This is a genomic window from Ureibacillus suwonensis, assembly GCF_042655065.1.
GTDB lineage: Bacteria > Bacillota > Bacilli > Bacillales_A > Planococcaceae > Ureibacillus > Ureibacillus suwonensis.
This window is the reverse complement of the sequence record NZ_JBHSNQ010000064.1, coordinates 1-8,225: the sequence shown is the minus strand read 5'-3', so window position 1 is coordinate 8,225 and position 8,225 is coordinate 1. Positions and strand designations below refer to the sequence as shown.

The window sequence follows — 8,225 nt, the reverse complement described above, 5'->3', positions numbered from 1 at the left end:
CTTTCTTTAGAATGTTTTTTTGGTCAATTTCATTCTATAAAAAAGGACGATTTTTTTGTACCCTAAAAACAGAAAAAAGGGCTGAGCCGAAGGTCGATTCAATCGACTTTTCGGACAGCCCCTTTTTTTTGCCAATCGTTGCACATTATCAACACAGATGTTCAAACGGTTTTATTCGCACAACAAAATATGGCGGATGAAATTGGATTTCTTTGCGACGGAGCGGTCTTTAATCACAAACCCGGCTTTTTGAACCAAATGTTCAATCGGCTTAATGGCCACAAATAAAAGCCGGTCCGCAATACGCCGCGCATGCAGGATGATGTTATATTCCTCTTCCAGTGAAAGATGAGAATAAATATTATAAGGCAAGTCCACAATGGCCACGTCATAATGATCGGTTACATCCGTTATGGAGCCTTTGGTCACAGTCGTTTCATAACCAAAATGGGCAATATTTTTTCTTGCGCCAACGCAAACAAGCGGGCTGATATCTCTTCCGACAATATTAATGTTCATTGATAAAGCTTCTATTAAAACAGTTCCAATACCGCAGCAGGGATCGATTGCACGGATGCCTTCCGGTTCGGGAATTGCGATGTTGACAATGGCCCGTGCCACCCGGGTGCTCAATGCCGTAGAATAACTGCTTGGTTTATGTAAATGTTTGCGCCAAATCGATTCGGCTTTCGACGATTTTCCGAAGTACCATCGATCATTGATGTGAAGCAATCCAAAAACAAGATCCGGCTGGTTCAAATTTGGTTCCCCATTGATGGATAGACCGATTTGTTTTTCGATTTTTCTGCGTTCAGGATGAGGGATTTTTTTCGTTTTTCCGAGATCCATTCTATTCAGGCATACCACTTTATAAGTTGCATCTTCTATTTTCAACTCCTTGACGAGTTGTTGCAATTCCTCCATACGATCTGCCTCATACCATACTTCCAGCAGATCTTCCATAAAGGGGCTGCGGCTCGGATCGATGCAGCGTTCACTGATTATAAAATTTTCCTCCGTATCGAATCCGAAAAACGAGCGCATTTCCATTCGCCGAAGTTCATATTCATCGGGATGGTGGATGTAAGTATAAATATATTTTGATGGTTTCTTCAATTTCATCTTCCTTTATCCATAAATGTCCAGAACATAAAAAGAGACAGTCGTTTTGGACCGTCTAAACATGCCTCTAAATATATCACATTATTCGTAAAAAATAAAAAGTCAAGTTTGCCACTTCAAATCTATATCCATAATAAGCAAAANGTGCTCCTGTCGCTCCGCTTTCGTCGCAAAGCAAAAGCTTTCCTGCGGGAACAGCCCGAGTCTCGAGACCCCGCAGGAGCGAAGGATTGAGCTCCGAGGAGGCTCGAGCCGGGCCCGCGGAAAGCGTCCCCGGAACGGAAATCAATTTTCTTCAATTATCAAAAAAACACCATTTTTCTCCCGTGAGAAAATGGTGTTTTTTATCTTTTGTCCCAGCCTCTTTTTTGCAAGAAAAAGCGATTAATTTTCCAATAATTGTTCAACAGGCACTTCTTTTTCATTTTCAGGGTCATCTAACGGATAGATGCGTGCTGTCCCTTTCTGTTCGTCAACATTTTGAATATAAATGCGTTGGCCGTTAAATAAAACATTTGCGATTGCGCCGGATTCCACTATTTCTTTCGCGCGTTGAATATTCATGCAATAACCCTCCAATGTCAACGAAGTCATTATCATTATTGCCAAGTTGAAAATAATCATACTTTCACAGTTCCGGATATAATTTGATGAAAATTTGGGAATAGTGATGGAGAGATTAACACGTTGATTGGGGAGAACGATGGGCGAATCTTATGCATCAAACAAATATGTATTACCGGCGAAAATACCTTGGTTAATGAAACAAACCTGGAGTGACATCCTGTTTTTGCATTATCCGGTGAAAAAAGAAGTGCTGGAATTGCATTTGCCTCCCAATCTGGAACTTGATACTTATGAGGGAACCGGATGGGTGACAATTGTCCCGTATATGATGAAAGCTTCAGGATTTCGCGGCCTTCCTTCCATTCCGATGGGGGCCGGCATCCCGGGAATCAATGTGAGGACTTATGTGAAAGCGGGTGAAAAGCCGGGGATCTATTTTTTTAAGTTGGCAATCCGTAACAGATTAGCGGCAATCGCGGCAAAATCGTTCTTTCAATTGCCTTATCTTTATATGGATATATCCCTCAGGAGAACAGGAGAAACAGTTTGTTTTGAAAGCAGAGCACATCCCATCCCTTTGGTATGTGAATATCGTGTCCAATCGCCGGCTTCTCCTGTGGAAAAGGGTTCTTTAGGGGAATGGCTGTTGGAAAGATATTGTTTTTATACAACGGGCCCCAAAGGGAAGTTGCTGCGCGGAGATATTTTTCATGAGTCATGGATCATACAGAATATCGATTTGATAGGCATGGAAAACAATATTTTCTCGACATTCAGACTAAATCCCCAATCCTTCCGGCCGGTAATTCATTATTCAAAACAGTTGAATGTCCATTTTTGGCCGCTTGTTTCAATGGAATAAGTCCCAACCGTTGCGTTGGGACTTTGGATTTTGCGTAGTGTCGGTCAGGGTTTTGGGTGGTGAATGCCAACTTTTCTCTTTATCCAAATTAATAGAATCCTTTGGAGCCGAAGCTAGTTCCAACAATAATCAACAAAATAAAGAGCACTACAAGTAGTGCGAAGTTGTTGTTGAAACCGCAGCCGTAACCGCCATAGCCGCCGCCGTAGCTGTTATTGTAGCCCATGCTTTTCACCCCCTTCCAGTATTAATGTATGGATGAAGGGGGAAAAGTGTCTGTACGTTTGTATAGCCGGTGGGAGATTTTATAACTTTGGAATCTATCCAACATGAAAAATATATAGAAGAATAATTACAGTGATTTCTACCAACTGTGCTTGAAGTGTTTATTTTGAAAATTTAAAATATAGATATAGATGAAAGAACTGGAGGGATTTCAATGAAATTACAAGACAAAGTTGCGATTGTAACAGGTGCCGCTTCAGGAATGGGGAAAGCGATTGCGGAGTTGTATGCGAAGGAAGGCGCAAAGGTCATTATTGCGGATTACAATTTGGAAGGTGCGAAAGCGGTTTCAGAAGAAATTGCGAAAAACGGCGGGACAAGCATGGCGGTTCAAGCGGATGTATCGAAGTTGGAAGACGTTGAAAATATGATCCAGACAGCCATCAACGAATACGGTACACTCGATATTCTTGTGAATAATGCAGGCATCATGGACGGCTTCGAACCGGTCGGCGAAATTACGGATGAAAAATGGGACCGCATCTTTGACATCAACTTAAAAGGTGTCATGCGTGCAATGCGCAAAGCGGTGAACTATTGGTTGGACAACAATAAACAAGGAATCATCATCAATACGATTTCAACGGGTGGATTGAACGGGGCTCATGCCGGCGCAGCTTATGTCGCATCCAAACATGCACTGGTCGGTTTAACGAAAAATACCGGTTTTATGTATGCACAAAAAGGGATCCGTGTAAATGGTATTGCTCCTGGAGCCGTTGAAACAAACATAGGCGCAAGCATTACGAACGTCAGCCAATTGGGTATGGAGCGTTCAGGAATGACCCATAAATTAACACCGCGTACAGGTAAACCGGAAGAAATCGCAAAAGTTGCTTTATTCTTGGCATCCGATGACGCAAGTTTCGTCAACGGTACGGTTGTCGTTGCCGATGCCGGCTGGACTTCCGCATTCTAAAAATGATTTCATACCATTCATTTTGGAGATAGTAAGGATGAATCATCCCTACTATCTTTTTTGCCCTTTTTGTCAAATCCTTAATGAAGGCGCTTGAGAAAAGTTTTTCTATATTTTGGAACAACAAAATGCTCCTCCCCATTCGAAGGACAGTGATCCGAAAAATTCAAAAAATATTCTTTTGTTATTTTTAGATCTACACTTTACATTAAAATAGATGATTTTGTAATATTACTTTTGTTATTGTTTGGGAGGAGAAAACGATTTTGAAACTGACAGAGGGACAGATAGGGGCAAAATATAGAATTTGTAATCTATCAAACTTAAATAGAATTGTTCAGAAAAGACTTTTAGATCTAGGTGTCATAGAAGGGGTCGAAGTTACTTGCATCCGTAAAATGCCTTTTGGCGGTCCATATATATTGGAAGTATGCGGCCAGCAAATCAGTTTGCGGAAAAAAGACGTCAACTGTATTGAAGTGGAGGAAATGTAAAAATGGAGTTTGCACTTTTTGGAAATCCCAACACAGGAAAAACCTCCCTTTTTAATATATTAACGGATTCATATGCCTACGTCGGTAACTGGAGTGGCGTTACAGTCGAGAAAAAAGTGGGTGATTTATCAAATGAAAAGGGGCAATTGATCGATCTGCCCGGCATTTATACCATCAATCCACTTTCCAAAGATGAAGCCGTTGCAACCGAATATTTGATGAACGGCACCTTCCACGGAATTATTAATATAGTGGATGCTTCACAGTTGCTTCGGAATATGCAATTGACCATCCAGCTTCTTGAATTTGGGGCTCCACTCATCATCGGACTGAATATGACGGATGTAGCGAAATCAAAGGGGATTCTTGTCGATCCGGAAAAACTATCCGAAAAGTTGGGAGTGACGGTCGTCCCCATCATCGCCAGATCGGGTCATGGATGCGATAAATTATTAAAACATTTGGACGAGCAAAATTTACACAGGTCATCCATAAAAATTGATTATGGACCGGAGATTGAAAAGTTAATCGATGAAATCATAAAATTGCTACCCAGCTATAGCAAGATCAATCGACGCTGGCTGGCGATCCAATTGATTGACGGGAATTTTGTCGTCAGAAATAAATTGAGCGAAATGATGGATTTTGCATTAATTGATTATTTGATAAAAGATAGCGAAGAAAAAATAAAACGGCAATATGGGGTAAAATCCATCAGCCAATGGTTGTTCAAAAAGCGGCAGGACTTTATTCAATCTGTATTGGATTATTGTGTAACGGAACAAAAAAACAAGAAAAACAGTTTCACTGAATTGATTGATGCCATTGTGACCCACAGTGTGTGTGGTGTCATCATTTTCTTGGAATTGATGTTTCTGATCTTTAAATTGACTTTTGATTGGCTTGGTTCACCACTGTCCGACTTTTTGGACGGAATTTTATCCGGTCCGTTTTCTGCGGCGGTTGAAAGAGCTTTGGAAGCATTGCAAGTATCGCCATTTATCCAAAGTTTGATCATTGAAGGGATTATTGGCGGTGTCGGTGGGGTTCTCGTTTTTGTTCCGCAAATTTTTATCCTGTTCTTCTTCATTTCATTGCTTGAAGATTCAGGATACATGTCCCGGATAGCCGTGATTATGGACCGCATATTGGAACTTGTCGGCTTGAACGGAAAAGCGTTCATCCCTTTGATTATCGGCTTTGGATGCAACGTTCCCGGCATTATGGGGGCCAGAACGATCGAACAGCCAAAAGAGAGATTATTGACCATTCTATTAACCCCTTTAATGTCATGTTCGGCACGGCTAACCGTTTACAGTTTATTTGTGAGTGTATTTTTTGAGGAACACAAGGCATTGATTGTGTTATCGTTATATGTACTCGGAATTGTTGTCGCCATTATTTTGGCAAAACTCTTTTCTTTCTTTATTAGAACCGAAGAATCGATTTTTGTCATCGAGTTGCCACCGTATCGGGTTCCTCAAGTGCGGACATTGTTGAGAAGCACTTGGGATAAAGGGAAAGGGTTTGTAAAAAAAGCCGGAACGTTTATATTGGGAGGAACGGTCATTATTTGGCTGCTCACTTATGTGGGGCCTGATGGAACAAATGTACAACCCGATGAAAGTTTCTTGGCGTTGATCAGCCAATGGATTGCTCCAATCTTTGCACCTTTAGGATTTGGCACTTGGCAGGCTGCGGCAAGCTTATTTACCGGATTCCTTGCCAAAGAAATCGTTGTGTCATCAATGAATGTCATCTATTTTGTACCGGATGGAGCAAGCTTGCAGCATCTATTATCAGGGGTATTCACGCCATTATCCGCATACAGTTTCATGGTGTTTATTTTGCTGTACGTGCCATGTTTAGCGACGGTTGCAACCATTAAAAAGGAAACAGGATCAAGAAAATGGATGTATTTCTCCATTGTTTATGGACTGATTGTTGCATACACAATTTCTTTTATTATCTATCAGGGCGGATTGTTGTTAGGAATTGGTCAATAGAAAGGGCGGCTTTTAATGATTATCAGCATAATTCTTGGAATCGTTATTTTTGGCTATGCATTTTGGGCGTTATATCATTCTATTAAGAAAAGCAAAAAAGGTGTATGTGCAAGTTGCGAAATCGCAGACCATTGCAATGCAAGCTGCAACCCACCTTCCAAGAAATAATTTTTTTGATTTTAAATTGAGAATGCATCTTTTTCTCAATTGAGAGGGGGCGCCAAGTTGAAATGAAATACATCATTTTCGATTTTGATGGGACGCTTGCGAATTCGGCGGAAGTTTACGTAAATGCTTGGAATGCTTACGCAAAAAAATACAACTATTTGCCATTAACTTTAGAAGAGCTGCAGGAGATTCAACACCTCGATAATTATAGCAGGGCAAAAAAATATCATTTTCCGATGTACAAACTGTCCATCATTTTGCCAAAGATCCACCAATATTTTAATGAGCATATCCGGGAAGTGCCATTATTTGATGGAGTCAAAGAAATGCTGGAATCCCTGCATGCCGGAGGGTATGAAATTGCAATCATATCATCCAATAAAAAGGATAATATAGTGGAAATATTGAAGCGTGAAAACATCGATTCGGTTTCCGAGGTGATTTCCGCCCGCAGACTTTTCGGGAAAGATGCGGCGATACGGAAGTTTATGAAGCGCCATCAATTAGCCCCTCAAGATCTTTTGTATGTCGGGGACGAATTGCGGGATATCCAAGCATGCAACAAAGTTGGCGTGCCTTTCATGTGGGTGAGTTGGGGACTGGACAGTTTTGAATTGATTGAGAAAGAAAAGCCGGCCTATGTAGCCCATTCCCCAAAAGAAATTGCGGATCAGTTGAGGAACGTGGCCATCGTTGATAAATGAGGCTGGGACATAACTAATAAAGTGAACGAGCTGCAAAAAAAATTTTTGTAAAAAATTGATATCACAGAAAATTGATTGGAGTGACGGGGCGACTCCTGCGGGAACAGCCCGAGTCTCGAGACCCCGCAGGAGCGAAGGTTTGAGCTCCGAGGAGGCTCGAGCCGGGCCCGCGGAAAGCGTCCCCGGAACGGAAATCAATTTTCTTCAATTATCAAAAAAACACCATTTTTCTCCCGTGAGAAAATGGTGTTTTTTATCTTTTGTCCCAGCCTCATTTATTTTCTTGGAGATGACCCAGCAAATTTTGCACAAAATCATAAGTCAAAGAGATTGCTTGTCCGATGGTCATATCTTCTTTAAAGCCTTCAATATAATCCAGCGGCAAATTGATTTCCCACAAGCCTTCATCAGCAGAAAAAAGGGCGCTGTAGTTTTTGATTGCATCTGTATGTAGATGTTCTTCCAAATAATTTTTTATGGCTTCCCCATGTTTCTTTTGTGCTCTTAATCCAAATAAAGCCATATATGTCCGGAACACATCGTCCACTTCAATGGAAAGGGCATCCACCTTGATTTCATTAAAAGTGGAAGACTCAATATAAAGAAATTCATTTAAATGCTTTTTGAAATAGGAAATCGATGTATCCAAGAATTTTGGAGATTCTATTTCAACCGTTTCTTCCGTTTCTTTATCACAGCGTTCAAGATAAATCTTTTCCAAATTCATCCAAAGTAACCTCCTTTATTCTTACTTTAGTATAACCCACTTGAAAGGAAATTTTATTATAATTCTTTGACAGGAGAAGCCGGTTTTGCATGGAAAATGATAATTTGCTAAGTTTTTCATAATATATAAACTAGCAGGTTTATAGAAAAGGGGAAGAAGCTGATGATGAAATTGTTGATCGCGCTCATTGCGGCTCTGGGCGGAGTGGCGGTGGCGGTGCAAAGTAAAGTGAATGGGGGATTGGGCCCAATGTCAGAAACTTATACAACCAATAATTTACAGTTAGTAGGCAACCATCTGGTTGTCTACTTTTAAAAATACTATTCAACCTACAAAGTGTTGATAATTTTCTAAAATCGGCTAAAAAAGGC

Annotated in this window: 11 protein-coding genes; 7 read left to right on the top strand and 4 right to left on the bottom strand. The window is 40.8% G+C overall.

The annotated features are described in order from the left end of the window. Positions 1-171 precede the first annotated feature (171 nt). Both ACFPOH_RS07540 and ACFPOH_RS07535 read right to left on the bottom strand, forming a co-directional pair. Positions 172-1,122, bottom strand: coding sequence for a TRM11 family SAM-dependent methyltransferase (locus tag ACFPOH_RS07540; RefSeq protein WP_390309310.1), 951 nt, complete (start codon positions 1,120-1,122; stop codon positions 172-174). A gap of 384 nt (positions 1,123-1,506) precedes the next feature. Beyond that, positions 1,507-1,686, bottom strand: coding sequence for a small acid-soluble spore protein H (locus ACFPOH_RS07535; protein ID WP_342469038.1), 180 nt, complete (start codon positions 1,684-1,686; stop codon positions 1,507-1,509). A 139-nt stretch (positions 1,687-1,825) separates the two neighbouring features. Between ACFPOH_RS07535 and ACFPOH_RS07530 the strand changes: the two genes are divergently transcribed. Beyond that, the gene (locus tag ACFPOH_RS07530) at positions 1,826-2,551 is read left to right on the top strand and encodes a YqjF family protein (protein WP_342469039.1); all 726 of its coding nucleotides are present in this window, start codon (positions 1,826-1,828) and stop codon (positions 2,549-2,551) included. Positions 2,552-2,639: 88 nt separating this feature from the next. Here the strand turns inward: ACFPOH_RS07530 and ACFPOH_RS07525 are convergent, their stop codons facing one another. Continuing rightward, positions 2,640-2,777, bottom strand: coding sequence for a YjcZ family sporulation protein (locus tag ACFPOH_RS07525; protein WP_342469040.1), 138 nt, complete (start codon positions 2,775-2,777; stop codon positions 2,640-2,642). Positions 2,778-2,990: 213 nt separating this feature from the next. Here ACFPOH_RS07525 and ACFPOH_RS07520 point away from each other — a divergent pair, with 213 nt between their 5' ends. From ACFPOH_RS07520 to ACFPOH_RS07500, 5 genes are all read left to right on the top strand, one after another. Then, positions 2,991-3,755, top strand: a complete 765-nt coding sequence (locus ACFPOH_RS07520) for an SDR family oxidoreductase (protein ID WP_342581606.1) — start codon at positions 2,991-2,993, stop codon at positions 3,753-3,755. Positions 3,756-4,021: 266 nt separating this feature from the next. Next, complete coding sequence (locus ACFPOH_RS07515) at positions 4,022-4,249, top strand: FeoA family protein (RefSeq protein WP_342469042.1); 228 nt, start codon at positions 4,022-4,024, stop codon at positions 4,247-4,249. A gap of 2 nt (positions 4,250-4,251) precedes the next feature. Next, positions 4,252-6,255, top strand: coding sequence for a ferrous iron transport protein B (gene feoB, locus ACFPOH_RS07510; RefSeq protein WP_342581604.1), 2,004 nt, complete (start codon positions 4,252-4,254; stop codon positions 6,253-6,255). A gap of 15 nt (positions 6,256-6,270) precedes the next feature. Further along, positions 6,271-6,423 (top strand): FeoB-associated Cys-rich membrane protein, encoded by a 153-nt coding sequence (locus tag ACFPOH_RS07505; RefSeq protein ID WP_342469044.1) that lies wholly within the window; start codon positions 6,271-6,273, stop codon positions 6,421-6,423. 62 nt (positions 6,424-6,485) lie between these two features. Continuing rightward, positions 6,486-7,127, top strand: a complete 642-nt coding sequence (locus tag ACFPOH_RS07500; protein WP_390309308.1) for an HAD hydrolase-like protein — start codon at positions 6,486-6,488, stop codon at positions 7,125-7,127. 271 nt (positions 7,128-7,398) lie between these two features. Here ACFPOH_RS07500 and ACFPOH_RS07495 read toward each other — a convergent pair whose 3' ends face one another. Then, entirely contained in the window at positions 7,399-7,854 is a 456-nt protein-coding gene (locus tag ACFPOH_RS07495) for a hypothetical protein (protein WP_342469046.1), read from the bottom strand. 162 nt (positions 7,855-8,016) lie between these two features. On the opposite strand from ACFPOH_RS07495, the gene ACFPOH_RS07490 reads away from it, so the two are divergent. Continuing rightward, entirely contained in the window at positions 8,017-8,169 is a 153-nt protein-coding gene (locus tag ACFPOH_RS07490; RefSeq protein ID WP_390309306.1) for a hypothetical protein, read from the top strand. Positions 8,170-8,225: the final 56 nt, after the last annotated feature.